The 25,487-nt window shown below is 54.0% G+C and carries 28 protein-coding genes (1 of these 28 running past the window's edge); all 28 read left to right on the top strand.

Translation table 11 applies throughout. From position 1 onward, the window contains the following. Positions 1-12 precede the first annotated feature (12 nt). Positions 13-1,017: a flotillin-like protein FloA gene (gene floA, locus M655_RS17645; RefSeq protein ID WP_005833071.1), complete on the top strand. Its 1,005-nt coding sequence runs from the start codon at positions 13-15 to the stop codon at positions 1,015-1,017. 11 nt (positions 1,018-1,028) lie between these two features. Next, complete coding sequence (locus tag M655_RS17640) at positions 1,029-1,529, top strand: hypothetical protein (protein ID WP_026558440.1); 501 nt, start codon at positions 1,029-1,031, stop codon at positions 1,527-1,529. 191 nt (positions 1,530-1,720) lie between these two features. Continuing rightward, positions 1,721-2,496, top strand: a protein-coding gene (locus tag M655_RS17635; RefSeq protein WP_170206163.1) for an IS5 family transposase whose coding sequence is annotated in 2 segments (ribosomal slippage) — positions 1,721-2,048 and positions 2,048-2,496 — 777 coding nt in all. Because the reading frame shifts where the segments join, the coding sequence is not laid out codon by codon here. A 123-nt stretch (positions 2,497-2,619) separates the two neighbouring features. Further along, positions 2,620-2,826, top strand: a complete 207-nt coding sequence (locus M655_RS17630) for a hypothetical protein (protein WP_005833066.1) — start codon at positions 2,620-2,622, stop codon at positions 2,824-2,826. A gap of 241 nt (positions 2,827-3,067) precedes the next feature. Beyond that, on the top strand, positions 3,068-3,364 hold the full coding sequence (gene yqfC / locus M655_RS17625) for a sporulation protein YqfC (RefSeq protein ID WP_007777585.1): 297 nt from the start codon (positions 3,068-3,070) through the stop codon (positions 3,362-3,364). A 26-nt stretch (positions 3,365-3,390) separates the two neighbouring features. Next, entirely contained in the window at positions 3,391-4,599 is a 1,209-nt protein-coding gene (gene yqfD, locus M655_RS17620; protein WP_007777588.1) for a sporulation protein YqfD, read from the top strand. Between the two features lie 41 nt (positions 4,600-4,640). Further along, on the top strand, positions 4,641-5,612 hold the full coding sequence (locus tag M655_RS17615; RefSeq protein WP_005833062.1) for a PhoH family protein: 972 nt from the start codon (positions 4,641-4,643) through the stop codon (positions 5,610-5,612). Positions 5,613-5,649: 37 nt separating this feature from the next. After that, complete coding sequence (gene ybeY, locus M655_RS17610) at positions 5,650-6,129, top strand: rRNA maturation RNase YbeY (protein WP_005833060.1); 480 nt, start codon at positions 5,650-5,652, stop codon at positions 6,127-6,129. A 9-nt stretch (positions 6,130-6,138) separates the two neighbouring features. Then, positions 6,139-6,510, top strand: coding sequence for a diacylglycerol kinase family protein (locus tag M655_RS17605; RefSeq protein ID WP_007777594.1), 372 nt, complete (start codon positions 6,139-6,141; stop codon positions 6,508-6,510). Between the two features lie 176 nt (positions 6,511-6,686). Further along, positions 6,687-7,085 carry a cytidine deaminase gene (gene cdd, locus M655_RS17600; RefSeq protein ID WP_005833055.1) on the top strand — a complete coding sequence of 133 codons (399 nt, stop codon included), beginning with the start codon at positions 6,687-6,689 and terminating at the stop codon, positions 7,083-7,085. Next, on the top strand, positions 7,078-7,995 hold the full coding sequence (gene era / locus M655_RS17595) for a GTPase Era (RefSeq protein ID WP_005833053.1): 918 nt from the start codon (positions 7,078-7,080) through the stop codon (positions 7,993-7,995). The genes cdd and era overlap by 8 nt, the downstream gene beginning before the upstream one ends. Positions 7,996-8,114: 119 nt before the next feature. Next, the gene (locus tag M655_RS17590; RefSeq protein WP_081414799.1) at positions 8,115-8,270 is read left to right on the top strand and encodes a YqzL family protein; all 156 of its coding nucleotides are present in this window, start codon (positions 8,115-8,117) and stop codon (positions 8,268-8,270) included. Beyond that, a complete protein-coding gene (gene recO, locus M655_RS17585) occupies positions 8,261-9,034 on the top strand; it encodes a DNA repair protein RecO (protein WP_005833050.1) in 774 nt (257 codons plus the stop codon). The genes M655_RS17590 and recO overlap by 10 nt, the downstream gene beginning before the upstream one ends. Before the next feature lie 85 nt (positions 9,035-9,119). Beyond that, entirely contained in the window at positions 9,120-9,287 is a 168-nt protein-coding gene (locus M655_RS17580) for a hypothetical protein (protein WP_157179490.1), read from the top strand. A 37-nt stretch (positions 9,288-9,324) separates the two neighbouring features. After that, positions 9,325-10,254: a glycine--tRNA ligase subunit alpha gene (gene glyQ / locus M655_RS17575; RefSeq protein WP_005833048.1), complete on the top strand. Its 930-nt coding sequence runs from the start codon at positions 9,325-9,327 to the stop codon at positions 10,252-10,254. Then, positions 10,247-12,316, top strand: a complete 2,070-nt coding sequence (gene glyS, locus M655_RS17570; RefSeq protein WP_026558439.1) for a glycine--tRNA ligase subunit beta — start codon at positions 10,247-10,249, stop codon at positions 12,314-12,316. The genes glyQ and glyS overlap by 8 nt, the downstream gene beginning before the upstream one ends. Positions 12,317-12,439: 123 nt before the next feature. Continuing rightward, positions 12,440-13,084: a transcriptional regulator CcpN gene (gene ccpN, locus M655_RS17565; RefSeq protein ID WP_005833046.1), complete on the top strand. Its 645-nt coding sequence runs from the start codon at positions 12,440-12,442 to the stop codon at positions 13,082-13,084. A gap of 11 nt (positions 13,085-13,095) precedes the next feature. Then, positions 13,096-13,932 carry a pyruvate, water dikinase regulatory protein gene (locus tag M655_RS17560; RefSeq protein WP_005833044.1) on the top strand — a complete coding sequence of 279 codons (837 nt, stop codon included), beginning with the start codon at positions 13,096-13,098 and terminating at the stop codon, positions 13,930-13,932. A gap of 201 nt (positions 13,933-14,133) precedes the next feature. Next, a complete protein-coding gene (gene dnaG, locus M655_RS17555; protein ID WP_026558438.1) occupies positions 14,134-15,996 on the top strand; it encodes a DNA primase in 1,863 nt (620 codons plus the stop codon). Between the two features lie 34 nt (positions 15,997-16,030). Next, complete coding sequence (gene rpoD, locus M655_RS17550; protein WP_007777605.1) at positions 16,031-17,158, top strand: RNA polymerase sigma factor RpoD; 1,128 nt, start codon at positions 16,031-16,033, stop codon at positions 17,156-17,158. Positions 17,159-17,249: 91 nt separating this feature from the next. Next, positions 17,250-18,182 carry a hypothetical protein gene (locus M655_RS17545; RefSeq protein WP_005833038.1) on the top strand — a complete coding sequence of 311 codons (933 nt, stop codon included), beginning with the start codon at positions 17,250-17,252 and terminating at the stop codon, positions 18,180-18,182. Positions 18,183-18,250: 68 nt separating this feature from the next. Further along, positions 18,251-18,415, top strand: coding sequence for a hypothetical protein (locus tag M655_RS17540; protein WP_005833036.1), 165 nt, complete (start codon positions 18,251-18,253; stop codon positions 18,413-18,415). A gap of 139 nt (positions 18,416-18,554) precedes the next feature. Continuing rightward, complete coding sequence (locus tag M655_RS17535; RefSeq protein WP_005833035.1) at positions 18,555-19,694, top strand: acyl-CoA dehydrogenase; 1,140 nt, start codon at positions 18,555-18,557, stop codon at positions 19,692-19,694. Positions 19,695-19,835: 141 nt separating this feature from the next. Continuing rightward, the gene (locus M655_RS17530; protein WP_025844849.1) at positions 19,836-20,570 is read left to right on the top strand and encodes a tRNA (adenine(22)-N(1))-methyltransferase; all 735 of its coding nucleotides are present in this window, start codon (positions 19,836-19,838) and stop codon (positions 20,568-20,570) included. Continuing rightward, a complete protein-coding gene (locus M655_RS17525; protein ID WP_025844847.1) occupies positions 20,546-21,661 on the top strand; it encodes a Nif3-like dinuclear metal center hexameric protein in 1,116 nt (371 codons plus the stop codon). Before M655_RS17530 ends, M655_RS17525 begins: the two co-directional genes overlap by 25 nt. 58 nt (positions 21,662-21,719) lie before the next feature. Then, positions 21,720-23,720 carry an S-layer homology domain-containing protein gene (locus M655_RS17520; RefSeq protein WP_007777610.1) on the top strand — a complete coding sequence of 667 codons (2,001 nt, stop codon included), beginning with the start codon at positions 21,720-21,722 and terminating at the stop codon, positions 23,718-23,720. Next, complete coding sequence (locus M655_RS17515) at positions 23,717-25,216, top strand: S41 family peptidase (RefSeq protein ID WP_005833027.1); 1,500 nt, start codon at positions 23,717-23,719, stop codon at positions 25,214-25,216. The genes M655_RS17520 and M655_RS17515 overlap by 4 nt, the downstream gene beginning before the upstream one ends. Positions 25,217-25,470: 254 nt before the next feature. Continuing rightward, positions 25,471-25,487, top strand: the 5' portion of a protein-coding gene (locus tag M655_RS17510) for an alkaline phosphatase family protein (protein WP_005833025.1). The gene runs 1,468 nt beyond the window's last position; only the first 17 of its 1,485 coding nucleotides appear in the window; it begins with the start codon at positions 25,471-25,473; the stop codon falls past the right edge of the window.

Genomic DNA, 25,487 nt, shown 5'->3' with positions numbered 1-25,487 from the left:
AGTGAACTGCACATGTTGGAAAGTGGATTGATACCTCTCATATTTATGGTGGCGGTCGCCATCGTAGCTCTCTCGATTTTCTTCTCGTTTGTTCCCGTGATGCTCTGGATTTCCGCGCTCGCCTCGGGCGTGAACATCGGGATTATTACGCTCGTCGCCATGCGCCTTCGCCGCGTCGTTCCGTCGCGCATCGTAAATCCGCTCATCAAGGCGCGCAAAGCTGGCTTGCAGTTGGATACAAACCAGTTGGAGAGCCACTACTTGGCAGGCGGTAACGTAGACCGTGTCGTGGACGCATTGGTAGCCGCGCAGCGCGCAGATATTCCGCTCGGCTTTGAGCGCGCCGCAGCGATTGACCTGGCAGGGCGCGACGTCTTGGAAGCGGTACAAATGAGCGTGAACCCGAAAGTTATCGAAACGCCAGTCGTAGCAGCCATGGCCAAAGACGGTATCGAGCTGCGCACAAAAGCAAAAGTAACGGTACGCGCCAACATTGACCGTCTGGTCGGTGGTGCGGGGGAAGAAACGATCATCGCCCGCGTCGGGGAAGGGATTGTTTCGACAATCGGTTCGTCCGCGAGCCACAAGGACGTATTGGAAAATCCGGACCTCATCTCCAAAACCGTACTGAACAAAGGTCTGGATGCAGGAACGGCATTCGAAATTCTCTCCATTGATATCGCGGACGTCGATGTAGGCAAAAACATCGGGGCGCAACTGCAAACCGACCAGGCCGAAGCCGACAAGCGCATCGCCCAGGCAAAAGCGGAGGAGCGCCGCGCGATGGCGGTTGCCCAAGAGCAGGAAATGATCGCTCGCGTACAGGAAATGAAAGCGAAAGTAGTAGAGGCAGAGGCACAGGTTCCACTTGCTTTGGCAGAAGCGCTGACCAGCGGCAAAATGGGCGTCATGGATTACTACAACCTGCAAAACATTGCAGCCGATACGCAAATGCGCCAATCGTTCGGGCATCCAGGAGACAAACAGGACCCTGCCTCGCCTGACAAGAAAGAGTAAGGGCGATCGCCATGGACGATCTCTTGGATCTCCTCTTTGACTTGTTTGGCTGGCTTCTGCCTCTGATTGGAAAGTACTGGTTTATCATTTTGGGCTACATCGGCTACAAGCTGCTTGGATTGGGCGGCAAAGGGAAGAAGATGTCGCAAGGGAGACCGAACCGCCCCCTTACGCCTGTCGAGACGCCATGGGCTAGGCAAGAGCCTGCTGTGACGGAGGAGCGGAAAACGGTGCGAGCCTCCGCCAAATACGAGCCGATGGACCGAGACACAGAATCGATGGAAGGCGTCGGAGTGGAGCAGGAATGGGCATTTTCGGAACCTGTACGCGCTTCGACAGGCTCCACGATTCGCCTGTCTGCGGCGGCGGCACAGTCGGCTCCACAGCGAGCGAAGCCGCAGCCTGCCAGCACCGTCGATCCGCGTGAAGGCATGAAGTGGGCGCTGATTTTCGGCGAGCCGCGCTCCAAAGCGCCATATTTCGCCGAGCGCTCTCGCAAATCGGCCAAGTAGCGGCCAAGCGAAAACAGGTGAACGTCATGTTCGCCTGTTTTTTTGTACAGATAAAAATTTCTAAGATTCTTATCCAGTATAAGGGCAACTAAGGCTGCGCCAAGCCATTGGCGCAGCCAAGTTTTCTAGGACGTGTCTGAAAACTAAAGAAAATGTGGTATGATTTAGGAAAAACGAATGGAGCAACGAGCATGATTCAAAGACGGTACGAAATAAACGATGAACAGTGGGAACAAATTCAGGACATGTTCCCCCCCTATCGAACAGGACGTCCGTCCAAATTAAGTAATCGTACCATGTTTAATGCCATTCTTTGGATTGCCCGAAGTGGTGCGGCTTGGCGAGATTTGCCGGAAGAACGTTATGGTTCATGGAAAACGGTCTACAGTCGCTTCTGCAAGTGGAGAGATACCGGATTACTTGTCGCCATCTTCCAAGCTCTTCACGTAGAACCTGACTTTGAAAACTTGAGCATCGATTCTACATCGGTCAAAGCTCATCAACACAGTGCGGGTGCTAAAAAAACGCAGAAGGACACGAAGTAAATCAGCACATAGGCGTCAGCCGTGGCGGAAAGACAACCAAACTTCATACCGTCGTCGATGGATTAGGGAATCCCCTCGCTTTTCTTCTCACGGGGGGGCACGTCTATGATTCCGTTCCAGCGATCAATTTGCTTCAAGGGTTTGATCTTACGGGAAGCCATATTGTTGGTGACAAAGCCTACGGCTCAGAAGGCATTCGGCATTGGATTACGGCTAAGCAGGCAGCGTACACCATCCCGCCTAAAGCGAATAATAAAAATCCTTGGAAAGTGGATTGGTACCGCTATAAAGAACGGCACTTGGTGGAGTGCTTCTTCAATAAAATCAAACATTTTCGACGAATCGCTACTCGTTACGACAAGCTGGCCAAATCATTCCTAGCGTTTGTATATGTCGCGTCCATCTTTAAACTAACTCAATAATGAGTTTTCAGACACATCCTAATTGCGTTTGTCGAAAACTTGGGCTTGTGTCCATCAAGGCGGTTGACTATCCTGAAAGTATAGAAATTTGTTCCAATAAAGATAAGGGGTAGTGGACAAGCAATGAATCAGCAAATCTTTGAGCAAATGGGGCGCTTTCGCCAAAAAGTGATTCGGCTTGCCATTTTTGAAAAGAAATCCATCTACGAAACGGCCATTGCTTGCGGGTGCTCCGCGGAAAAAGTAAAGCGCGTCTTGAAAAAATGGAAGGTGCTTACACGAAGCGAACGACAGTTGTCCGCCTTCCTTGAGAAAGAACAGCAGCGATAGGCCTCTGGCACTTGGGACTCCCGAGTGACGGAGGTCTTTTTTTGGTTGTCCACGCCCCTTTTCGCAAAAAAATCTGCCCCCTCTTTGGAAATGCGAAAGCGCAGGTTTTCGTATGAATGCCGCACAGTTCGCTCGCATACGCATAGGTAAGAATGATATTGCACCAGATGCCCGGAAGCGATTTTGGCATGACCCGTTGTAGAAAACAAGGCGCGTGCGCCAGTAGAAGGGGGGCTTATCCATGAAGCGTTGGAGCCGCCGTCTGCGCCAGTTGGCCGGAGGTGTGTTGGATCTGCCGCAAGATGTGGTCCTGGAAGTCCCGCGCATTACGATGATCGGTCACTTGCAAATGTACATAGAGAATCATCGCGGTGTTCTGCATTTCAGCGAACATGAGCTGCGCTTGCTGTTGACAAACGGGCAGATGATTGTCTCAGGCGAACAGCTTGTCATAAGAGCGATTTTGCCGGAAGAAGTGCTACTCGAAGGAAGAATTGGCGGGGTCAAATTTTTGGAGACGGGGCCGCAGGGCTCGTAGCACAAAGAAAGGTGGAGACGGCACATATGCGAAACGGACTCAAGGAATGGGTAGATGGACACATCACCATCACCGTACGGGGTAAGCGTTTTGAGCGTTTGCTGAATATGGCCGTACGGGATGGCATCCGAATCTGGAATATTCGCAGGGTCGGTTCGGAGGTGAGCCGCTGCGATATACTGATTCGCGACTATTTTCGCCTGCGGCCGCTGTTGAAGGAGACAGGCTGTCGCAGCCATGTGGAAAACAGGGACGGCCTGCCTTTTTGGCTCTTGCGCGTGCGCAGGCGCGCGGGACTGGCTATTGGCGCGGTTTTGTTTTTTATCGGATTGTACATGCTCTCCTCGTTTGTCTGGAGCGTCGAGGTGACCGGAACCAAGCATATTGATCCGGCGCGGGTGATTAAAGCCGCCGATCAGATCGGGATTAAAGAAGGGGCCTGGAAGGTCAAACTAAAGGAACCGCTGCTTTTGCAAAAAGAGCTGTTGAGCCTGCTGCCGGAAGCGGCCTGGGTCGGCATCGACATCCAGGGCACGAAGGTCAGGCTGCAAGTGGTGGAGAAGGAAGCGCCTGTCAAGCCGCTAGCGACGGGGCCGCGCCATCTCGTGGCGAAAAAGCGCGCGGTCATCCACAAAATTCTCCCCGAAGTGGGCAAAAGCCAGGTGACGAACAACCAGCTCGTCGAAAAAGGCCAGGTGCTTATCTCGGGCATTATCGGCAACGAAGAGCGCCAGCAGGCTGTTTCGGCGCGCGGCAAGGTGCAAGGGGAGGTCTGGTATGTCAGCAACACCTCGGTGCCGCTGAAGCAAACGCTCTACCGCTTGACCGGAGAGCGCCAGGAGCAGCAGTACTTGCTGGTGGGGCCGTACGCGATCCAGGTGTGGCCGTTCAACAAGGAAGGGTTTGCCGATGCCCAGACCGAAGAAAAACGGTACGTCCCCTCTTACGCCGGGTACACGTCGCCGATCGGCTGGAAAACGGTCACGTACACGCAAATCGAGCCGATTACGAAGCAATTGAGCGCAGAAGAGGCGACGGAGATAGCGAAAAAATTCGCCAGAGCAGACATTTTGCAAAAAGCTGGTAAAGATGCGTTTATTCAGGACGAAAAAGTTTTGCACGTCACCGCAGAGAATGGTAAAGTTTACGTAAGCATTCATTTTTCCGTCATTGAAGAAATTGCCGTTGAACAGCCGATCATCCCCCAGGCACCCGTGAACAATGGCAATCCGTGACGTCATATTGCTGATAACCGTTGCAAGGAGATGGAAGCCTGTTGCACGTACAAGATGAGGTAAGAATCCCGTTTTCAGACGCATCTGAGGCCTTGTTGTTGTTTGGACCGCACGACGCGTACCTAAAGCTGATCGAGGAAAAAAGTCCTGCCCGAATCATGACCCGCGAAGGCGAACTGGTCATTAGCGGCGACAAGCCGGAAGTGGATAAGCTGACGGAGCTGATTGGCATTTTGCTGCAGCTAATCCGCAGAGGAATTGCACTGTCCGAGCGCGACATTTCGTATGCGATGATGCTCGTCGGCCGGGGAGAAGCAGCGCAACTGCTGGATGTTTATGATGAGGAAGTGGCACGCACCCAGCGCGGAAAGGTGATCCGGGCCAAAACGCTCGGCCAGCGGCACTATTTGTCGGCGATCAAGAAGCACGACATCGTCTTCGGAATCGGGCCTGCCGGAACGGGAAAAACGTATTTGGCGGTGGTTACGGCAGTGACCGCGTTGAAAAATGGACGTGTCAAACGGATCGTTCTTACCAGACCGGCTGTGGAAGCGGGAGAGAGCCTTGGATTTTTGCCTGGCGATCTGCAGGAAAAGGTAGACCCGTATTTGCGTCCGCTCTATGACGCCTTGTATGACATGCTTGGCACCGAGCAGGTGGCCAAGATGATGGAGCGCGGACTGATTGAAGTCGCTCCGCTGGCGTACATGCGCGGTCGTACTCTAGAAGACTCGTTCGTCATTTTGGACGAGGCGCAAAACACCACTCCCGAGCAAATGAAAATGTTTTTGACCAGGCTTGGGTTCGGGTCCAAAATGGTGATTACGGGTGACGTGACACAGGTTGACCTGCCCAAAGGCAAAAAGTCCGGACTGCGCGAAGCGGAGCGGATTTTGAACCGGATACCGGACGTAGCCTTCATCCATTTCCAAGAAGGGGATGTCGTGCGACACAGCCTGGTGCAAAAAATTATCGCGGCCTATGCCAAGGAAGAAGCCGATCACGGCTATTGATAAATCGCGTTTGCAAAAAAAAGGAGATTGTTCATCTGTGCTATCTGTAGAAATCCTCCATGAAGAAATCGAACCGCTTGATGAAAGCCTGCAAAAACTGCTGACCGACTGTCTCGAAGCATGCGCAAAGCTGGAGGACGTACAGGGAGAAGTAGTCGTTACGCTGGTCACCAACGAGCGGATTCACGAGCTGAACCGCGACTATCGCGGCGTGGATCGTCCGACAGACGTTTTGTCTTTCGCCATGAACGAACCGGGTGAGGGCGAAATGGAAATCTTCTTCGACGAGAGCGAAGCGGACGAAGTTCCAAATATGCTTGGAGACATTATCATCTCCGTGCAAAAAGCGCGTGAGCAAGCTGAGGATTACGGCCACTCCTTCGAAAGAGAGCTGGGCTTTCTCGCTGTGCATGGCTTTCTCCATCTGCTCGGCTACGATCACGGTACGCCGGAAGAGGAGAAAGAAATGTTTTCCCGTCAAGAAAAAGTATTGGAGCAAATCGGCTTGACGAGGTAGGAGATCACGTTGAAGGAATTCCGGAGAATGGCGAAAAGCTTCGGCTACGCCTTGCAAGGAATCGGGCACACCGTAAAGACACAGCGAAACATGCAAATCCACGTAGCCGCTGCTGTAATCGTACTGGCGGCGGCCTGGTGGCTGCACATCCCGCGCAGCGATGTTTTGCTGGTCTTTTTTTCTATCGGCCTTGTCTTTTCGCTGGAGCTGGCGAATACGGCTGTAGAGGCAGTCGTCGACCTCGCCTCTCCAGACTGGCACGAAAAAGCGAAAATCGCCAAAGACGCGTGCGCAGGGGCTGTGCTGGTGGCGGCGATTTTGTCTGTCATTATCGGCATGGCTGTCTTCGGGCCGCCTTTGCTGCAAAAAATAGCGGGCTAGCCTGCGGCATGTCCCAGCCGGACGTTTGACAGGCCCCGAATAGACGACTGACCGGACGAGCCTTTTTGGGAGGCCATGAAGTCTGGTCTCTTGGCTTCTCTTCGTCAGGGGCAGGCGCGTTTTTTCCGGTTCGCGAAAAATCGTGGTAGAGACTACGTATAAGAGGAATGATGAGAATGGATAAACAAGCGTTACTGGCGAAAGCCATCGAAGCAAGGGAGCTGGCGTACGTGCCGTACTCCAAGTTTCAGGTAGGAGCTGCGCTGCTGTGCGAGAGCGGCAATGTTTACTTGGGCGGCAACATCGAAAATGCCGCGTACTCGCTGTGCAACTGCGCGGAGCGTACCGCCCTGTTCAAGGCGTTTTCCGAGCGGGATCGCACCTACAAGGCGCTGGCGGTGGCAGCAGATACGCCGGGGCCGGTGTCTCCGTGCGGCGCTTGCCGTCAGGTGATCGCCGAGCTGTGCCCGCAGGACATGCCGGTGTATTTGACCAACCTCAAAGGGGACGTGGAGGAAACGACAGTATCTGCCCTGTTGCCAGGGGCATTTTCCAAGGAGGATTTACGTGGATAACCGCAAGACCAAAAAGTCATTCAAATCAGGGTTTGTTTCGATTGTCGGCAGACCGAACGTGGGCAAATCGACGCTCTTGAATCACATCGTCGGCCACAAGATCGCGATCATGTCGAACAAGCCGCAAACGACGCGCAACAAAATTACCGCCGTGCATACGACGGAAGACGGGCAGATCATCTTCCTCGATACGCCGGGCATTCACAAGCCGCAATCCAAGCTCGGTAACTACATGGTTTCGGTTGCGGAAAACACGCTGAACGAAGTCGATCTCGTGCTGTTTGTCGTCGACGCGACCGAAAAGCGCGGCGCAGGTGACGACTACATCATCGAGCGGCTGAAGCAAGTCAAGACCCCGGTATTTTTGGTCATCAACAAAATCGACAAGGTGCATCCGGAAGCTTTGCTGCCGATCATCGACGACTACCGCAAGCTGTACGATTTCAAGCAGATCGTTCCGATCTCGGCGCTTCAGGGCAACAACACCAGTTCGTTGACCGAAGCGATCATGGGCGAAATGGAAGAAGGCCCGATGTTCTACCCGGCCGACCAGGTGACCGATCACCCGGAGCGCTTTGTCGTAGCGGAGCTGATTCGGGAAAAAGTGCTGCACCTGACACGCGAGGAAGTGCCGCACTCGATCGCCGTCGTCGTGGAAGAAATGAAGCGCGGCGAAAACGGGAAAACGCTGTACATTTACGCTGCGATCTACGTCGAGCGCGATTCGCAGCGCGGCATTTTGATCGGGCAAAAAGGCCAGATGCTCAAAGAGATCGGCCGACGGGCGCGTAAGGACATCGAGCGTTTGATGGGCGATCAAGTGTTTTTGGAGCTGTGGATCAAGGTGAAAAAGGACTGGCGCAACCAGGAGCGCATGTTGCGTAACTTCGGCTTTTTTGACGAGGAATAACAGCCGGGTCAGTGTCCTTCGTTTTCATTCGTGTTAATTTTTCCAAGGCATAGAATAACGGGCGCAGGTGATTCTAAGAAGGAAGTGGAGAGACCCGATACAGGAAAGGATGATGCTCCATGCTTCGTGACTTTTCTTGGAGAGTTTTCGCTTCAACCGGTGACATCCATGCTTACCTTCTCTACCGCGATCACCATCAGGCAGACGGCTCCTCGGAAGACGCGCTGCTTGATCTCGCCCAGGAAGAATTGGGTGACTCGCAGGCATGCTTGTAAAGTGGGAAGGGATTGTCATTCGCAGCGTGGACTACGGCGAGTCCAGCAAAGTGGTGACGTTGTTTACCCGGGAGAACGGCAAGCTTGGCGTGATGGCGCGCGGTGCAAAAAAGACCAAGAGCCGTCTTGCCGCCGTCTCCCAGTTGTTTTCGCACGGCTACTTTCTGTGCAAAGCAGGACCCGGAGCAGGAATGCCTGATTTGTCACAGGGGGACATACTGGATTCGTTTCGGGATATGCGGCAGGGCCTCACGGCGACGGCTTATGCCGCTTACATAGCGGAGCTTTTGGATCGATTGACACACGAGAGGGAGCCGAATCCTTTTTTGTTCCAGTTGCTCCTTCAGACGTTTCGCTACTTGGATGAAGGGGTGGACCCGGAAATTCTTTGCCGCATTTTCGAGATGAAGATGTTGAGCGTGGCCGGAATCTCCCCGCAGTTGTCAGCTTGCGCGAACTGCGGACAGCAGCGGGAGCCGTACGCGATCAGCGTGTCGCAGGGGGGACTGTTGTGTCCGTCCTGTCAGCCTTTTGATCCGTATGCTTTGGCGGTTACGCCCTCTACCTGGAAGCTTTTGCGGCTGTTCCAGGTCTTTGATTTGGAGCGGCTCGGCGATATCGAGGTGAAGCCGGCGACGCGCAGCCAGCTCAAGCATGTCATCCGCAGCTTCATGGATGAGCACCTCGATCTGCGGCTGAAAAGTCGCGCCTTTCTGGAACAGCTTGAGCGAATGGAAAGGATGGCGCAGCCGGACAGTGACTGATTGACATCCGATTTTCTTTTCGTTATGATAGGTAGCAAACTTACATACCGAATGTTGCCATGAAGGAAAAGAGTAGTCGGCCACTGTGTGCCAGAAGCGAACCGGGGACGGTGCAAGCCCGGTCACCATGCTGATGAAGGGCGTTCCGGAGCAATTTGATCTTGACAAGGTGGGCGAAGAACTTTTTCGCCAAGTAGGGTGGAACCGCGAGAATCCTCTCGTCCCTACACTGTTGCTTTTTGCGACAGTGTAGCGGGCGGGAGGTTTTTATTTTTGGAGGAGGAAAAAGCATGAAAATGACATTTCAAGACATCATTTTGACGCTGCAAAACTTTTGGGCGAAGCAAAATTGCCTGATCGTGCAGCCGTACGACGTGGAAAAAGGGGCGGGGACACTCAACCCGATGACATTTTTGCGCTCCATCGGCCCTGAGCCGTGGAATGTCGCTTATGTGGAGCCTTCCCGTCGCCCGGCGGATGGCCGCTACGGCGAAAACCCGAACCGCCTGTACCAGCACCACCAGTTCCAGGTCATCATGAAGCCGTCGCCGGACAACATCCAGGAGCTGTATCTGGAAAGTCTGCGTGAGCTCGGCATCGAGCCGCTGGAGCACGACATCCGCTTCGTGGAGGACAACTGGGAGCACCCGGGTCTGGGCGCGTGGGGGCTCGGCTGGGAAGTTTGGCTGGACGGCATGGAAATCACCCAGTTCACCTACTTCCAGCAAGTGGGCGGCCTGGAGTGCAAGCCGGTAGCGGTCGAGCTGACGTACGGCTTGGAGCGGCTGGCTTCCTACATTCAGGAAAAAGAAAACGTGTTCGACCTGGAATGGTGCAACGGCTTCACGTATGGAGACGTGTTCCTGCAGCCGGAGTACGAACACTCCAAATACACGTTCGAGCTGTCTGACACAGACATGCTGTTTACCCTCTACAACACGTACGAAGCAGAGGCAAAACGACTGATGAAGGAGCGTCTCGTCTACCCGGCGTACGACTATGTGCTGAAATGCTCGCACACGTTCAATCTGTTGGACGCCCGCGGCGCGATCAGCGTGACCGAGCGTACAGGCTATATCGCCCGCGTCCGCAATCTGTCGCGTGAAGTAGCGCAAACGTACTACGCGGAGCGCGAGCGTCTCGGCTTCCCGCTGCTGAAAAAAGCAGGCGGACAAGAGGAACAGACGGCACAGGTGAAGGGAGAGGATACAAATGAGTAAACGCGATTTGCTCGTAGAAGTTGGTCTGGAAGAAATGCCAGCGCGGTTTGTGGCACTGGCAGCATCGCAATTCAAGGAAAAAGTGGAAAAATGGCTGACGGCAGAACGCGTGCCATTTGACCAGATTACGGCGCTGGAAACGCCGCGCCGCTTTGCCTTGCTGATCCACGGCCTTGCGGAAAAGCAGCCGGATCGCAACGATGAAGCGAAAGGTCCGGCCAAAAAAATCGCCCAGGACGAAGCGGGCAACTGGACCAAGGCAGCGCTTGGCTTTGCGCGCAGCAACAACGTCGACCCGAACGACCTGTACTTCAAGGAAGTAAACGGCGTGGAGTATGTACATGCAAGAAAAGCGGAGGCAGGCAAGGCGACGACGGAAATTTTGCCGCAGCTCGCCGATGTGATCGCGGGCATGAGCTTCCCGAAAAACATGCGCTGGGGCGCAAGAGATTTGAAATACGTTCGTCCGATTCGCTGGCTCGTTGCCCTGTTTGGCGAAGAGCTGATTGACCTGGAAATCGCAGGCGTCAAAAGCAGTCGCGTCTCCCGCGGCCATCGCTTCCTGGGCACAGAAGTGACGTTGAACAACCCGGGCGAGTACGTGAGCAAGCTGGCCGAGCAGCACGTCATTGTCAATCCGGAAGAGCGCCGGGCGTTGATCGTGGAGCAAATCCGCCGTATGGAGCAGGAGCACGGCTGGACGATTCCGATGGATGAGGGGCTGCTCGATGAAGTCGTTCACCTCGTGGAGTATCCGACCGCACTCTACGGCACGTTCGAAGCGGAGTTTTTGACGATTCCGCGTGAGGTTCTGGTCACCTCCATGCGCGAGCATCAGCGCTACTTCCCGGTGGAAAACGCGCAAGGCCAACTGCTCAACCACTTTGTCACCGTGCGCAACGGCGACAGCCGCGCGCTGGAGAACGTCGCAAAAGGAAACGAAAAAGTGTTGCGTGCCCGTCTCTCTGACGCCCGCTTCTTCTATGTAGAGGACCAGAAGCTGTCCATCGAAAGCTGCCTGAAGCGCCTGGAGACGATCGTGTTCCATGAAGAGCTGGGAACGATCGGCGACAAGGTGCGCCGCGTCCGCAAGACGGCGGGACTGATCGCAAGCAAGCTCGGCGTCACTGCCGAAGAAGCCAAGCAAGTAGACCGCATCGCCGAAATCGCCAAGTTTGACCTCGTGACGAACATGGTCGGCGAGTTTCCTGAGCTGCAAGGCATCATGGGTGAAGATTACGCCCGCAAGGCAGGCGAGTCCGACCTCGTGGCGCGCGGCGTGTTCGAGCACTACTTGCCGCGCTTTGCCGGGGACCTCATGCCTGCCTCTGCCCAAGGCGCGATCGCGAGCATGGCTGACAAGCTCGACACGATCGTCGGCTGCTTCTCCATCGGCATCGTGCCGACAGGCTCCCAAGACCCGTACGGCCTGCGCCGGATGGCGGCGGGAATCGTCGCCATTTTGCTGGAACGCAACTGGCAACTGTCTTTGGACGAACTGTGGGATGCGGCGCTGGAAGGCTATGCGGCACAGGGCGTAAGCAAACGTACCGTGGAAGAAGTGAAAAAGGACTTGGTCGACTTCTTCGCTCTGCGCCTGAAAAACGTCCTGCAGGAAAACGGAGTCCGCTACGATGTGGTGGATGCCGTGCTGAGCGCAGATTTGACGCGGGTGCCTGACGTGCTGGCAAAAGCGAAGGCATTGATGGCGACTGTCTCGGCCGAAGACTTCAAGCTGATCGTCGAGCAGTTTAACCGGGTGAACAACCTGGCGCAAAAAGCGGAAGCGGACAGCGTGGACGAAGCGCTGTTTGCCGAAGAAGCCGAGCGCAACCTGTATCAGTCTTACCAGTCCGTCGAAAGCGAAGTGCAGGGACTCGCCGATCAGGAGAAAATTTTGGCGACGCTCTCCACGCTGCGCGAGCCGATTCAAGGCTTTTTCGACAAGGTGATGGTCATGGCGGAAGATCAGGCGGTTCGCGCCAATCGCCTGGGCTTGCTGCTTCGCATCTCCCGTCTTTTGAACGGCTACGCCGACTTTGCAAAAATTGTGTTTGCGTAAAAAACAAATAGGCTGGTGCCTCCGTCTTAAAATGAGACGGGGGCACCTTTTTTCCGCGCGAAAGAAGGAATATCCGGTCGAATAGAGTAATACTAGGAAGAGGTAAAGACAGAACCGGGGTGATTGGTCATCGAGCTTACCAAGCGTCAAGAGCAGATCTTACAGATAGTGAAGGATGACGGACCGATTACAGGGGAGCATATCGCGGAGCGTCTCAATCTGACTCGCGCTACGTTGCGCCCTGATCTTTCCATCCTCACGATGTCAGGATATTTAGAAGCCAGACCTCGGGTCGGGTATTTTTATGCCGGCCGACCTGCAAGCTCCGTCATTAGTGAACGGCTTCACAAGCTTATTGTCAATGACTACAAGGCAGTGCCAATCGTAGTTTCCGAGTCCGCCTCCGCTTACGATGCCATCGTGACCCTCTTTCTGGAGGATGTCGGGACGTTGTTCGTTGTCAACCAAAAAGGGTATTTAGCTGGCGTCATCTCACGCAAGGACCTTTTGCGCGCTTCCCTCGGCAACAAGACGCTGGAGGATGTGCCAGTCAGCATCATCATGTCGCGGATGCCGAACATCATCACCTGCGGGCCAGAGGAAACCTTGTACGCGGCAGCGAAAAAGCTGATTGATTTCCAGATCGATTCCTTGCCTGTCGTGCGACCCAGTGACGAAGATCCGAAGCAGATGGAGTTGATGGGACGGGTTACGAAGACGACGATCGCCAAAGCATTTGTAGAACTGGGCAGCGAGCCGAAAGTGTAGGAGGAGAATGGATGCAAGGTAACCAACAAGGACAGCTCATCTACGTGGTCTCAGACTCCATCGGCGAAACGGCCGAGCTGGTCGTTCGCGCTGGAGCCAGCCAATTTGACCGTTTTTTGTTTGATGTGCAAAAGTATCCCTACATAGAAGACAAGGAATCCATCGACGAAATCATCGCTTCCGCCAAGGAATCGAAAGCGATGATCGTCTTTACTCTGGTAATCCCGGAGCTGAACGCGTACATTACCCAGCAAGCGGCCCTGCACGGCATTCCTGCGATTGATGTGATGGGCCCGCTCATGCACACGCTACAGGGCATGCTCAAGGAGCCGCCGACAGGCAAGCCAGGGCTTGTGCGTCGACTGGACGAGGAGTACTTCCGCAAGGTGGACGCGATCGAGTTCGCCGTCAAATACGACGACGGCCGCGACCCGCGCGGGCTTTTGCGCGCGGACGTCGTTTTGATCGGGGTATCGCGCACCTCCAAGACACCGCTCTCCATGTACTTGGCGAACAAGCGCCTGAAAGTGGCGAATGTTCCCCTCGTTCCGGAGGTGGAGCCGCCGGAAGAGCTGTTCCAGCTCCCGCCAGAACGGTGTGTCGGGTTGACCATTAATCCGGAGCAGTTGAACGGCATCCGCACCGAGCGACTGAAAGCGCTCGGATTGACGGCGCAAGCCAACTACGCCAATCTCGACCGGATTGCGGAAGAGCTGGCCTACTCCAAGCGGATTATCGACCGTCTGGGCTGTAAGGTGATCGACGTGTCGAACAAGGCTGTGGAGGAAACGGCCAACATCATTTTGGAGATGATTCGCAAAAACAACCTCCGCAACGAAAGAAAATAGGCCAAAAGAAGGGATTTGGCGACTTTTGTAGAAAACGAGTAGCGAAAGCTTTTCATACATGGAGCGCAACAGCGTTTATTGCTTGCGGAAATGTGGAAAAGTAGAAAAGAAGAAAAGAAGTTCGAGACAAAGAAGGAATTTGACGAATTTTGACGAACTAAATAATCTCATCGTGCGATTCTCCTAAAAAGGTGGAAAGACATGACAGGTCCCACTTCAGATGAATTTGTGAATCAAGTGCGTGCCGCTGTCGACATCGTAGACGTTGTAGGAGAGTACGTTCAACTGAGAAAAAGCGGTCGTGCCTTTCTCGGTCTATGTCCGTTTCACTCTGAAAAGAGCCCTTCCTTCAATGTGAATGCAGAGCGACAGTTTTTCCATTGCTTTGGCTGCGGGGCAGGTGGGGATGTCTTTTCCTTTTTAATGAAACTGGAGCAACTGACGTTCCCAGAGGCACTGCACAAATTGGCGGAGCGTGCCGGGATCGAGATGCCCAAGACACAGCAAGTAGAGGAATCTCCTGAAAAACGCGCCAAGCAAGCCATGCAGGAAGCGCATCAGCTTGTGTCAAAGCTGTACCACTACGTGCTGACGGAGACGCCATATGGCGTGGAGGCGATGAAGTACCTCGAACGGCGCGGAGTGTCTATGCAGACGATTGCCGAGTTTCAGATCGGCTTTGCGCCCGATTCCTGGGATTTTGTGACGCAGTTTTTAAAAAAGCGGGAGTTTTCCCAGGAGTTGATGGTGGAGGCCGGACTCTTGGCGAAAAGCGATGGAGGAAAAGTATTCGATCGCTTTCGGGGACGGATCATGTTCCCCATCCACGACACCCAGGGAAATGTCATCGGATTCGGCGGCCGCCTGTTGGACGGCTCAAAGCCGAAGTCTCAACCCAAGTATTTAAACAGCCCGGAAAGCCTTTTGTTTAACAAAAGCGCTACCCTGTTCAACCTTCACCGTGCCCGTCCATATATTAGAAAGAGGAAGCAGGCACTGTTGTTTGAAGGATATGTCGATGTCATCTCGGCATGGCAGGCGGGTTTTCCCCAAGGAATCGCCACGCTGGGCACCGCCCTGACGGAGCAGCAGGCCAGAATGATTCGGCGCAATGTCGATTCGGTTGTGCTTTGCTATGACGGAGACGCTGCCGGTCAGGAGGCGACAAGCAAGGCGATCCACATACTGCAGCAGGCTGGTCTCATCGTTCGGGTAGCTCCTTTGCCGCAGGGAGTCGACCCCGATGATTACATCCGCCAGTACGGAGCTGAAGCCTTTTCTCAGCAGGTTTTGCTGCAGGCGATGCCGATTACGGCTTTTCGCTTGAAACATTTACGCAGCCAGATCGTAATAAATGATGAGACGGACAAGGCCCGCTTGATTGCCAAGGCCGTTGAAATCATCAACGAGCTGGAAAGCCCGGTCGAACGGGATATGTATTTGCGGCAATTGGCGGATGAATACTCCCTGACGCTCAGCGATCTCAAGTGGGAGGCCAAGCGCGTTTACAAACAGCAAAAAAGTGAACGGCAAAGGGATAAAGTGTCGCCAGCATGGAATAATAGTATAAATAATGGCAAAGTTACGCTCGCGAAAACACTGCCGCCCGCTTACCATACGGCTGAGCGCATGCTGCTGTACTACATGATGCGGAATCAAGAAATAGCCGCCCGCGTCCAGGAGGAATGCAGCGCCCACTTTCAAGTGGACGAACACGACGCGCTGGCTGCCTACCTGTACGCCTACTACGCAGAGGGAAACCCGGAAGACCCTGGAGGGTTCATACATTACGTGCAAGACGATTTGTTAAAGCAATTAGCCTCGGGATTGGCCATGATGGAGTGCAAGGAAGACGTATCTGATTTAGAGATCGGTGACTACATCAAACAAGTGAATAACTACCCGAAGCGTGCCGAGTTGGAACGATTGCGCGAAGAGCAGCGGAGCTTACACCTCCAAGCGGCCGCAGCGGACAGCGAGGATGCGCGCAAACAACTGGAAATTCAAGCTGCCTTAACAGGGATGAAGATTCTTGAATTGGAAAATGCTTTAAAAGAAGGGTAGCTTCAGATCATTCCCGGGGAAGGAGGGAAAGTAGATGAACAAGCAAAATATCACTTCTGACATGGAAGCAATGTCCATCGAACAAGTGAAGGAGCAGTTGGTCGAATTAGGCAAGAAACGCGGCGTTTTGTCGTACAAGGAAATTACGGATCGCCTGGCAGGTTTCGAGCAGGATTCGGATCAGATGGATGAGTTTTTCGAATACCTGGGCGATCAAGGTATCGAGATCAACAACAACGAGAACGACGACGACGATGAAGTCGACGAAATGATTATGAAGGACGAGGACAACGAAGAATTCGACTTTGACGATCTCTCCGTTCCGCCTGGAATTAAGATCAATGACCCTGTACGGATGTACTTGAAAGAAATTGGTCGTGTTCCTCTGCTCTCCGCTGAAGAGGAGATTAAATTGGCCCAGCGCATTGAACAGGGTGACGAGGAAGCGAAAAGAAGACTGGCTGAGGCCAACCTGCGACTGGTTGTTTCGATTGCCAAGCGCTATGTAGGCCGCGGCATGCTGTTCCTCGACCTGATTCAAGAAGGGAACATGGGTCTGATTAAAGCGGTGGAAAAGTTTGACTACCGCAAAGGCTACAAGTTCAGTACGTACGCGACATGGTGGATTCGCCAGGCCATTACCCGTGCAATTGCGGACCAGGCGCGGACCATTCGGATTCCGGTGCATATGGTGGAAACGATCAACAAGCTGATACGCGTTTCCAGGCAGCTTCTCCAGGAGCTAGGACGCGAGCCGATGCCAGAGGAAATCGCGGAAAAAATGGATTTGACCCCGGAAAAGGTTCGAGAAATCATGAAGATTGCTCAAGAGCCTGTTTCTTTGGAGACGCCAATCGGGGAAGAAGACGACTCTCACTTGGGCGATTTCATCGAGGACCAGGACGCGCTGGAGCCTTCGGATGCAGCGGCGTATGAGCTGTTGAAAGAGCAGCTCGAAGACGTTCTGGACACCTTGACTGATCGGGAAGAAAACGTTCTTCGCCTGCGTTTTGGCCTCGACGACGGTCGCACGCGCACATTGGAAGAAGTTGGCAAAGTGTTCGGCGTAACGCGCGAGCGCATTCGTCAGATCGAAGCAAAAGCGCTGCGAAAACTTCGTCATCCAAGCCGAAGCAAACGCTTAAAAGATTTCCTGGAATAGCCGATATAAGGAGTATGAGGCCTACGTTTTAGCCGACGTAGGCTTTTCGTTTTCCACCATCATTTTCTTTCACGAGTAAGGAGGGGCCGCGTTGGACGACCAGCGCAAGCGAACCATCATAGCCGAAATTGAAAACTGGCGGCGCAATCACCTGCTGCCTGAACATTACTGCATTTTCCTGTTAAACCTGTACACAGAAGGGGATCGGCCGAGTACGAGTTCTACGGCATCCGCGGGCAGGGGAGAAAAGAAGAGAACGGATGCGACGTTGGGAACGGGAGCAGGGGTTGCGACAGGCAACTCGTCACCATCCACCGCTTATGCCTACGCAACCAGACAAGTAGCTCCGATTACGGGAAAAATGGTGATGACCTGGCTCCTTGGCGCCTTTGTTATTGCTGGTTTGATCTTACTTGCTTTTCATTTTAACCGTTTTACGACCCCAATGCAAATTGCCATCTTTGCCTGTTTCGCTCTCATTTTCTATATTCTAGGACTCGGCTTTCGCCGCCAAGCCCCGCCATTGACGCATTTGTTTCTCATGATTTCCTTTATTCTGTTAATTGCGGGTGGAATATATTGCATTCAAAAGCTGAACGGTTCCATGCCGCTGGTCCTCTTGTATTTGGGCTTCATTTGCGTGCTATTGTGCGTAAGTGCTTTCCTGTTTGGCTACGCCTACTTGCTTTATTGCGGGATGCTCGGCCTGGCGCTCCTGTACGGATTTGCGACTGTGCAGCGAGTAGGGGAGGACTACACGTGGTGGAAATCGGAGCTGTACTGGGTGCCTCTCGCTTGCCTTTTGACGGGACTCGGCTTTTTAATGAACAACGGCAACCCGAAGTGGGCAGGGGTTTTCGCAGTGTGCGGGCTCATCTCCTTTTTTGGCGCGGAGATTCAGGCGCTGTATATTGCCGAAGCGAAAAGAGACATGATCCAGTTGCTGCTGTTCATCAAGGTGTTTTTAGCCTCGGCGCTGTTTTTCTTTACGCGCGGCTATTGGTACACATGGCTCAGACTGTAAGGCAGCCCCATTTTTTTCGCCTGTCCGATTTGCTACAATGAGGGGAGAGAGAAAATGAGGTGAGGGAAATGGAGAGCAAGTGGAAAGTATTGATCGGAATCTTGCTGGCTGTCGTCTTTTTGGGTGGAGAGACGGCTGCACAGCTTATGGGAGTCAAAACATACAGCATCGGGTACATACTGGGCGCTCTGGCCTTTTTGGGAGCGATCCTCGTGGGAGCACGCCAACGTTAGGCGTGTTTTTTTTGCGGAAATCACACAAACAAGCCTTTCATGGTGTATAATGGAAGGAGCATTCTGAACAAACGCTCAGTCATAACGGTACAAGTCTTGCCCATTCACTACTAAAGCGTTTTCAAGGGGGTAGCAAAAGATGAATTTTGATCTGACGGTAGAGCAGCAAATGCTCAAAAAAATGATGCGGGAGTTTGCCGATGAAGTCGTGGCACCTGGCGCAGATGAACGTGACCGCACCAAGCAATTTCCTGTCGAAATATTCAAGCAGATGAGCGAACTGAACCTGATGGGCTTGCCGTTTCCGGAAGAGTACGGCGGCGGCGGATCTGACTCCACGAGCTTCGCCATCGTTGTCGAGGAGCTTAGCCGTGCTTGCGGCTCGACGGGCATTACGTATTCGGCGCACATTTCGCTCGGCGGCGCTCCGCTGCACCTTTTTGGCACGGAAGAGCAAAAGCGAAAATATTTGAGCAAAATCTGTTCCGGTGAAAGCTTTGGGGCATTCGGCCTGACGGAGCCAAACGCCGGCTCGGATGCAGGCGGGACGAAGACGACAGCCGTCTTGTCCGATTCGGAGTGGCTCATCAACGGCTCCAAATGTTTTATTACGAACGCTTCTTACGCGTCGTTTCTGGCCCTGACCGCCGTGACGGACAAAGACAAAGGATCGAGAGGGATCTCCGCCTTTATCGTCCCGACCGATGCGCCGGGCTTTACCGTGCTGGCCAATTACGAAAAGCTCGGCTTGCACAGCTCCAATACGACAGAGCTGGTGCTGGAAAATGTCCGGGTGCCGGAAGAAAACATGCTCGGAAAACGCGGCGAAGGCTTCAAGCAGTTTCTCATTACGCTTGATGGCGGGCGCATCGGCATCGGGGCGATGGCGGTCGGGATCGCACAGGCCGCTTACGACAAGGCCTTGCAATACGCCAAACAGCGCACGGCTTTCGGCAATTCCTTGAGTCAGTTCCAGGCGATTCAGCACAAGCTGGCTGACATGGCCATGCAGATTGATCTGGCTCGGACGATGGTGTACAAGGCAGCCTGGCTCAAAGACCACGGGCGCAAATTTACGAAAGAAGCCGCGATGGCGAAGCTGTACGCTTCGGAAGTCGCCATGTCCGCGACTCACCAGGCCATTCAAATCCACGGCGGATACGGCTACATGCGCGAATACCAGGTGGAACGCTTTTTCCGCGATGCGCGTCTTTTGGAAATCGGCGAGGGCACCTCGGAAATTTTGCGCAATGTCATCGCCAGGGAAATCGGCTGCTAACAAATTTTGGAACATTTGGAATCCTCGCTGCCAGATCAGCGGGGATTTTGTCGTTCTTTGCGCGGGCGTTGTCACGTAATTTGCATTTCGCAATTGCTGCCAAATAGGGTAGAATAGAGGCAACGGAAGGTGAAAACAAAGATGACATCATTAACGATTTCCAAGCGGCTGCAAACGATTGCCCGCTACTGTCCAGAAGGAGCCCGCGTCGCCGACATCGGGTCGGATCATGCGTTGTTGGCTTCTTATTTGCTTGTGAAAGGAATCGCCTCGTTCGTCATTGCCGGCGAGCTGAACGAAGGACCTTTTCAGGCAGCGAAAAAGCAAATACATACTTTGCAGGTGAAAGACCGCGCGTCCGTCAGAAAAGGAAACGGACTGGCCGTGCTGGAACCGGGCGAAGCCGACGTCGTCTGCATCGCCGGAATGGGCGGACAGTTGATCGTCTCCATTTTGGAGGCGGGACTGCCCAAGCTGGAAGGCGTACAGCGCCTGATCCTGCAACCGAATGTCGGGGAAGAGGCGGTGCGCCGCTGGCTGTTGAATCAGGGCTGGCAGCTCGTAGCCGAAACCATTTTGAAGGAAGACGGCATTATTTACGAAATTTTGGTGGCCGAACGAGGCGTTCCCACTGTTCCTTATGAAAACAAAGATCGTCCGCAAGAAGATCTCCTGAGGATCGGTCCGTTCCTCTGGGAAGAAAAATCAGAAATTCTCCTGGAAAAATGGAGTAGCGAAGCTGAAAAATGGCAAAAGGTCCTGCTCCAGTTGCAGCGCTCGGACAAGCCGGAAGCTGCCCAGCGAATTGCGGAAATCGAACGAGAAGTGAAATGGATCAATGAGGTGATAGCATGCTTGCGCACGGACAAACCGTAATCCAGTACGTAGAGCGTTTGGCGCCAAAGGCTTTGGCGATGGAAGGCGACAAAATCGGCCTTCATGTCGGGACGCTGCAAAAGAAAGTGAAAAAAGTGATGGTCGCACTCGACGTGCTCGAATCGGTGGTCGACGAGGCGATTGCCGAAGGCGTCGACCTGATCGTCGCACACCACGCCGTCATTTATCGCCCGCTCAAGCATTTGCGGACCGATCTGGCAGCAGGACGGGTTTTTGAAAAGCTGATAAAGCACGACATTGCCGTCTATACGGCACATACGAATCTGGATGTCGCGGTGGGCGGCATGAACGACTGGCTGGCAGAAGCGATCGGGCTGGTCGATGTGGACGTGCTGGATGTGCTGCAGCGAGAAGCGTGGAAAAAGCTCGTCGTCTTCGTACCGGCCACGCACAAGGACGCTGTTTTCCAGGCCATGTCTGAGGCGGGTGCCGGGCATGTCGGCAACTACAGTCACTGCTCCTTCCAGGTGGAGGGAACCGGAACCTTTTTGCCGGGCGCAGGCACCAACCCGCATATCGGTTCGCAAGGCAAGCTGGAGACGGTCGAGGAAGTTCGCATCGAAATGGTGATTCCGGCTTCCAAGCAAACGGCGGTGCTGAAAGCGATGCTCGCGGCTCATCCGTACGAAGAAGTTGCCTACGATATCATCAGCCTGGAACAGTCCGGCCAGGCTTACGGAATCGGGCGCATTGGCTACTTGCCTGCTCCCATGACGCTGCGGGAAATGGCTGAGCTGGTCAAGGAGCGCTTTTCGCTGCAAGGGCTTCGCGTGGTAGGCGATCTGGATGCCACGGTCAAAAAAGTAGCGGTCGTCGGCGGAGATGGCAGCTCGTTCGCTTCCAAGGCGATTTTCAAAGGCGCAGATGTGTTCCTGACGGGAGACATCGGCTACCATACTGCACACGATGCGCAGGCCGACGGGCTTTCCATCATTGACGCGGGCCACAATATCGAAAAGATCATGAAACAAAAACTGGCGGAATACTTGCTGGAGCAGTTGAAAGCAAACGGCTACGAAACCGAAGTCATCGCCTCTGCTGTGCACACGGATCCGTTTCAATTTGTGTAAGGAACATGTCGGCAAAAAAGAACGGTTGCCGTCCAGTTGAAGTGTAGGAGGATTTTGTGTGCAAAAACTAATTCGAACGCTATCTAGCGGACTGCTTGTCGCTGCTCTGCTCACCCCCGGCGTCGCTTCAGCGGCTGGGGGCTTTCTGCCTTACAAAGACATTGGCACGCATTGGGCGAAAGCATCCATTATTCGCGGTGTACAGGCAGGGCTGTTTGCAGCGGGTGCGGATGCGCCGATGTTTTACCCGAATCGGGAGATGACCCGCGCCGAATTTGTGGCCTTGATGGATCGCTTGTACAACGGCGGGCAGTATCAGTTGTATCCGCTGACGTTTTTATCCGAACATGCCGAATGGTCAAAAGGAGAAGGGTTCGATGAGCCGTACCTTCCTTATAAAGACGTCGATCGGCTGACGTGGATGTACAACCCGACGTTGCGCGTGTCAGTCATTTTGGACAGGCTGTACGGCCCGAATGCCATCCAGGAAGTATTTCCCGGCGAGGCGATGAACCCGAACCAGCCGATCACCCGCGAAGAAGCGGCAAAGCTCATGCAAATGTTCACGATGTCGCCGGACAGCGCAAAAGCGTGGGAAGAAGTCAAGGCTTGGGGCTGGCTGGAAGGCGAACGCTCAGACAAGCTGAAGCGGGGCGAGGCGGCGGCAGCAGCCGATCGCATGATTACGTATTTGGTGCAGGACACGATCCTGCCGCTGTTGGACTACGATGGTCAAAAGTTTCCGATGGTTCCGGAGATTGAGGAGCTTTTCCCTTATTTTGCAACGTATACGATTTGGTCAACAACAGAGGAAAAGGCGTACGTGGAGGCCGTGGACGCGATTCGCAACCACGAAGACACGGATCAGACGTTTCAGGTGCTGCGCAAGCTGTTGGGGACCTCGTTTGACAACCGGATCGGGCTGCATTTTTATTTGAGCTGGGACCCGGAGACGGAGATTTCCGCCAACCTCGATGAAGCGATGAGTGCTATCGACGCTTATTTCGCCGACAAGGTCATCGCGCCGGATACGCTGCGGCTGTTGAGCGCCAATGTATATGACCTGGCGCTGCAGCTCGGGGCAAACGACCCGCAGCAATTCGCCAAGGTGCTGGACCGTTTGAGCACGTATGAAGCAAAAGTCAAACCGGATTCAAAAGAATGGGAGGCGCTTGCCATCTACCTGGGGGCTCTGGAAATCAGGAGCGGACAGACGGAAAAAGCGCTGAGCCGCTACAAGCAGTTTGCCGCCGCCAATCCGGAAGCACTGCTCAACGCCTGCTACTATTTGCATCAGGATGGACGGCTGGAAGAAGCGGCAGCGCTGCTGGCAACGGTCAAGCCGAACGCCGCAGACACCCGGATGGTGCAGCTCGGCAAGCTTTTGCAGCAGGAGCTGGCTTCCTTGCAGGAGCAAACGGCGATTGTGAGCGACCTCGGCTATTCGCTGCGCCGCCTGGACAGCACGGAGTCCTATCAGGTCAAGGGCGAAGCTGTGCTCAGCGGGTTCACCTTCAAGTACACGCAGGAGATCGACCAGCGCAGCCAGATCAGCAAGCTCAACGGATTTTACCAATCGCCGCAAAAGCTCGTGTCCGACAAGCTGTCTACCTATACAGACGGTCGCAAACATATCCAATACTCCTACGACTCCGAATCGCAAAAATGGGAGCAGCACAAGACGGACAAGCTCGACTTTTTGCATGAATGGGTCAGTGCCCTTCCGGTAGCGGAACGTGCCAAAACTTTGCATGCCCGCTACTTCAAGCAGTCGTTCGGGGAGATTGACGTGATTACGGAGTGGATACCCGGTGCCGCTCTCGAAGAAAAATCCGCTTCGCTCATGCTTGAGCGCGGCAAAGTCAAACACGTGCCGCTGTTCATGAACAAGTATTACATTGACCGGGCGAGCGATCGCGTCGTCAAGCATACGTGGCGCTATGAAGAGATTTACAGCAGCGATGAATATGTCGCGTATTCCGGTACGGATCGGTACGATTACGCCGCAAACGTGAAACTATCAATTCCTGATGAAGTGCGAAAAGGGGTGACTCCATGAAGCGGTTTAGTCAATGGCTAGCGGCTGCCCTGTTGGCAGTATCGGCATGGCAAGCGCCAGTCCAGGCAGCAGAAAATCCGTACGTGGAAACAGAAGAAGTGTTTTATCACGTCATGGAAAGTCATCTGAGCAAGCCGCAAGCGGCGCAGTTGGTAAAAGGCGCGCTGCAAGCGGTCAGCGAGCAGGCAAAGGAACGCAAAAAGCTGCAGCTTGCCGTCTCTCCTGAGGACGACACATGGGACGAGTTGGAGCAGCGGCTTGTGGAATGGCAAAGCAAAGGCGGCTTCGATGCGGCTTCGATGAACGTATGGGCGATCGACGGCATGCTCTCGACCCTCGATGATCCGCACAGCGTCTTTTTTACAGCAGACGAACTGCGGCTGTTCCAGTCCGATGTGGAGAATCAGTTCGTCGGGTTCGGCTTTCGTCTGCGGATGCAAAACGATCATTTGATTATTCGCGAAATCGTTCCCGGCTCCCCGGCTGCGGCCTCAGTCCTCAAGCGCGGCGACCAGTTGCAAAAGGTCAATGAGGTTTCGCTTGTGGGCAAAAGCTTCGAGGAGTCGTACGCCTACCTGAAAGGGGCGGAAGGAACGGAAGCGGTCCTGACCGTCTATCGTCCCGCTGAAAAACGCGAGCTTCAGGTCAAGCTGAAACGGGCGATGATGACCCTTCCGGAAGCTGAAGGACAGCTTTTTTCCGATGGGTCCATTGGCTACATCAGCCTCGAAACATTTGGCTCCGAGGGCGCTTTGCAAATGCGCGACAAGCTGCTGGAATTTGCTCGCTCACCAAAACCGTTGACCGGGCTTGTGCTCGATTTGCGCGACAACGGCGGGGGCTATTTGGCGACTGCGCGAGACATCGCGAGCCTGTTTATGGAAGAGGGCCTGCTCATGTACACGACGAACCGCAATGGCGTGGAAGTGGAGACATGGGTGAGAAACGGACGGGATATCAACGTTCCGGTGCGGATTTTGGTGAATGGAGGAACAGCCTCCGCCTCTGAGCTTTTGTCTGGCGCCTTGCGCGACCACGGCATTGCCAAGCTGATCGGCACTAAAACGTACGGAAAAGGAAGCGCGCAGCAAGTCATCCCGCTATCGGCGGGAGATGCGTTGAAGCTGACGCTGAACGAGTATTTCACGCCCAAGCATACGATCGTCAATCACATCGGACTCACGCCGGACATACTGGTAGAGGATTACGGGGCGCAAGTGATCGAAGCTCTCCACTCCCTGAATGTTCGCCAGTGGGAATTGAGCGATGAGGATGGCGATACGGTTATCAACGGCATTCCGTTTCCTACCGTGGAACCGCTTTTCAAGCAAGGAACCAACGGATTGCAAATCAGGGCGGCTGTCCTGTCGCACTTGTTGAAAGATCCTGAGATCGGGGAAAAAGAGTATGTGGAGCTTTCGCCTTATTTGCATAAGCATTCTGCCTTGAAAGTGCAAAGCAAAAATGGATTCCATGTCCTGACTTATACTTCCTAACGAAAAGAGAAGAGAAGGCCTCTGCTGTCCGTGGGATTTGTCCATTCCACGTGCCGGCAGAGGCTTTTTTGTTTGACATGGGCTATCCTCCAAAGATGCTTCGCCAAAAACACGGTCGAAGCCTTTCGTTTTCGCATACGAGCGGGGCTTGCGGAAAGCCAGGGGGGAAGTTTTCTTTCGCTTGGAGTATAGTCGACTGCTGGAAGCCGAACACTATCAGGTGATACTAATGAAGAACGAAGGATGGCAGACCGATGAAAAAGGTACTTCT

Source organism: Brevibacillus sp. NSP2.1 (assembly GCF_000470975.2).
Lineage (GTDB): Bacteria > Bacillota > Bacilli > Brevibacillales > Brevibacillaceae > Brevibacillus > Brevibacillus agri.
The sequence above is the reverse complement of the archived record's forward strand: the minus strand, read 5'-3'. Positions and strand labels throughout refer to the sequence as shown.

Excerpts from the sequence above, each read along its gene's own strand:
- floA (WP_005833071.1), top strand. The coding sequence starts at position 13 with ATGTTGGAAAGTGGATTGATACCTCTCATATTTATGGTGGCGGTCGCC.
- M655_RS17640 (WP_026558440.1), top strand. The coding sequence starts at position 1,029 with ATGGACGATCTCTTGGATCTCCTCTTTGACTTGTTTGGCTGGCTTCTG.
- M655_RS17630 (WP_005833066.1), top strand. The coding sequence starts at position 2,620 with ATGAATCAGCAAATCTTTGAGCAAATGGGGCGCTTTCGCCAAAAAGTG.
- yqfC (WP_007777585.1), top strand. The coding sequence starts at position 3,068 with ATGAAGCGTTGGAGCCGCCGTCTGCGCCAGTTGGCCGGAGGTGTGTTG.
- yqfD (WP_007777588.1), top strand. The coding sequence starts at position 3,391 with ATGCGAAACGGACTCAAGGAATGGGTAGATGGACACATCACCATCACC.
- cdd (WP_005833055.1), top strand. The coding sequence starts at position 6,687 with ATGGATAAACAAGCGTTACTGGCGAAAGCCATCGAAGCAAGGGAGCTG.
- M655_RS17590 (WP_081414799.1), top strand. The coding sequence starts at position 8,115 with ATGCTTCGTGACTTTTCTTGGAGAGTTTTCGCTTCAACCGGTGACATC.
- recO (WP_005833050.1), top strand. The coding sequence starts at position 8,261 with ATGCTTGTAAAGTGGGAAGGGATTGTCATTCGCAGCGTGGACTACGGC.
- glyQ (WP_005833048.1), top strand. The coding sequence starts at position 9,325 with ATGAAAATGACATTTCAAGACATCATTTTGACGCTGCAAAACTTTTGG.
- glyS (WP_026558439.1), top strand. The coding sequence starts at position 10,247 with ATGAGTAAACGCGATTTGCTCGTAGAAGTTGGTCTGGAAGAAATGCCA.
- M655_RS17560 (WP_005833044.1), top strand. The coding sequence starts at position 13,096 with ATGCAAGGTAACCAACAAGGACAGCTCATCTACGTGGTCTCAGACTCC.
- dnaG (WP_026558438.1), top strand. The coding sequence starts at position 14,134 with ATGACAGGTCCCACTTCAGATGAATTTGTGAATCAAGTGCGTGCCGCT.
- rpoD (WP_007777605.1), top strand. The coding sequence starts at position 16,031 with ATGAACAAGCAAAATATCACTTCTGACATGGAAGCAATGTCCATCGAA.
- M655_RS17540 (WP_005833036.1), top strand. The coding sequence starts at position 18,251 with ATGGAGAGCAAGTGGAAAGTATTGATCGGAATCTTGCTGGCTGTCGTC.
- M655_RS17535 (WP_005833035.1), top strand. The coding sequence starts at position 18,555 with ATGAATTTTGATCTGACGGTAGAGCAGCAAATGCTCAAAAAAATGATG.
- M655_RS17530 (WP_025844849.1), top strand. The coding sequence starts at position 19,836 with ATGACATCATTAACGATTTCCAAGCGGCTGCAAACGATTGCCCGCTAC.
- M655_RS17525 (WP_025844847.1), top strand. The coding sequence starts at position 20,546 with ATGCTTGCGCACGGACAAACCGTAATCCAGTACGTAGAGCGTTTGGCG.
- M655_RS17515 (WP_005833027.1), top strand. The coding sequence starts at position 23,717 with ATGAAGCGGTTTAGTCAATGGCTAGCGGCTGCCCTGTTGGCAGTATCG.